1 protein-coding gene and 2 pseudogenes are annotated in these 2,078 nt (G+C 72.2%); all 3 read right to left on the reverse strand.

Features of this window, described 5'->3' with window-relative positions; genetic code table 11:
- Positions 1 to 96: 96 nt before the first annotated feature.
- A pseudogene (locus tag ABZ281_RS47240) lies at positions 97 to 531 on the reverse strand (ABC transporter ATP-binding protein); the annotation flags it as partial.
- Between the two features lie 65 nt (positions 532 to 596).
- Entirely contained in the window at positions 597 to 689 is a 93-nt protein-coding gene (locus tag ABZ281_RS47245; protein ID WP_356664782.1) for an Ms4533A family Cys-rich leader peptide, read from the reverse strand.
- Positions 690 to 757: 68 nt separating this feature from the next.
- Positions 758 to 1,990 (reverse strand): annotated as a pseudogene (locus ABZ281_RS47250) (DUF3152 domain-containing protein); the annotation flags it as partial.
- Positions 1,991 to 2,078: the final 88 nt, after the last annotated feature.

Consider the following 2,078-nt stretch of genomic DNA (forward strand, 5'->3'; position numbering starts at 1 on the left):
CGGTTGTCCGTCGCACCACCAAAAGGGGTGAACAGTCGTAACTTTGCTGTGCGGGTCGCGTTCTGTCGCGCTAGGAGATCAGGCGGACACGGATCGTCATGCCGTGGCCAACTCCCGTCGCCGCGCCCGGCGTCGCGCGGCTGCCTCCGGATCGATCGCCGGTATCGCGGCGAGCAGCTGCCTGGTGCAGGGATCGCGCGGCGACGCGTACACCTCCCCGACGGGCCTTCCTCGACGATCCGGCCGCGGCGCATCACGGCGACCCGGTCGCTGACCTGGCGGACGACGGCCGGGTCGTGCGCGACGAAGACCAGCACGAGCCCGAGTTCTCGCTGCAACTCCCCGAACAGGACGACCACATGCACCTGAGTGGTGACGTCGAGGGCCGAGACCGGCTCGTCGCAGACGATGACGCGCGGGTCGGCCGCGAGCGCCCGGGCGATGGACGTCACGCCGGCGCTGCCCGCCGCTGCATTCATGGGGGTAGCGGTCGTAGTGCCCCGCTTCGAGCCCCACGCGCTCCAGCAGTTCCCCACGCGCTCCCGGATGCGCCGCTCCTGCCGCTCAAGGGTCAGCGACGCGCGCCTGGGGCGGCGTCAGCAACAGTGGATGTCGGCCACGCAGAGCGGGGTCACTCCGATGAGCGCCAGCTCGATGGCGTCGCGAACGGAGACGTGACGGGGCGACATGCCCAGAATCTGAACGAACTTTCCGAGCATGTCAACGCGAGCCGCGCCACATCGCGCTGTGACGCCTGTCAACTCCCTGGATAGGGCCAGGCGTTGGCGCGGCAGTGGATGCCGTCGTGGTCGAGGAACTTGGTCTGCTGCTGCATGACCGGCGCGAGGTCGCCGTCCTTGTCGCAGGTGACGTGGCCGTAGCCGAGGCGGTGGCCGACCTCGTGGTTGATCAGCATCTGCCGGTAGGCGTAAATCTTGCTGTCGCCGTAGGTCTCCGAGCCCTGCGCCCACCGGTAGGCGTTGATCATCACGCGCTCGGTCGCGGCCGAGTCGCAGGAGACGTTGTCCTCGGTGGTGTCCAGACCCGACTTGGCACACCAGTCGGCGGTCGTGCCGGGGCTGGCGAGAGTGATCACGAAGTCGGGCTTGCCGGAGTAGACGCGCTCGAAGGTGCGCGCGCCGTTGTGGGCCCAGCTGCGCTGGTCGTTGAGCGTCTTCTGCACGGCCTCGGCGAACAGCGCGGCGTCCAGTCCGAGCCCCTGCTCCACGTCCAAGCGGTACGTGAACTTCTGCCCGGCGCCCGGCGCCTCGGCGATGCCGGGAACGGCGTCGAACTTCCCGGAGCCCTTGAGCTTGGCGCCGAGCGGGTACGTCCGGCCCATCTTCTCGTCGTACGTCAGCGGCGCGGCCTCGGGGGCGGGTGCCCGGCCATCCGCGCGGGAGGCACCGTCCCGGACGTCGCGGGCCCGGTCGGTGGCGGACTGCGACTGCACGCCCGCGCCGCCGGGGTCGTCGGCGACCTGGCCGGCGACGATGACGGCCAGCACGGTGGTGACGGCCGCGGCCGCGATGCCGGTGAAGGCACGGCCCTTGCCGCCCCTTCCCGGTGCGGGCGTGCCGGTGGGCCCCGCGTCGTCGTGGCCGGACCCGGAGCCGGCCGGGGTGCCGACGGTCCAGTCCGCGACGGAGGCGTAGGCGTCCGCGGCGTGCGCGGGCGTACGGGGCGCGAAGACGTCGTCCTCCTCATGGAAGGCGTCGAGGTAGTCCTGCCGCGGCCCGGGCACGGAGGCCCGGCGCTGCCGCGGTATGGGAAGACCGACACCGGCGGGCCCCCCGCCACTCCCCCTCAACTCACCCCAGCCACCGCCGGCCTCCCGCTGCTCGGGATGCCCACCACGCGCTTGTGGAAAGCCCTGCGCGGGGGTCCCGTCCGGCAGCCGGGGAACGCCCTGCGCGGGAGTCCCGTCGGGCAGCCTCGGCACACCTCGCGCCGGAGTCCCGTCCGGGAACCGCGGAACGCCACGCGCCGGGGGAGGACACCGACGGCCTGGGCGGCCGCGAGAGACAGTCGTCGCGTCCCGCCGGACCGACGGCGCACCCTCCTCGGCCGGACAAAAT

This window comes from Streptomyces sp. NPDC006265, from assembly GCF_040613555.1.
Taxonomy (GTDB): domain Bacteria; phylum Actinomycetota; class Actinomycetes; order Streptomycetales; family Streptomycetaceae; genus Streptomyces.

Coding starts and splice junctions, on each gene's coding strand:
- ABZ281_RS47245 (WP_356664782.1), bottom strand. CDS start 689: ATGTCGCCCCGTCACGTCTCCGTTCGCGACGCCATCGAGCTGGCGCTC.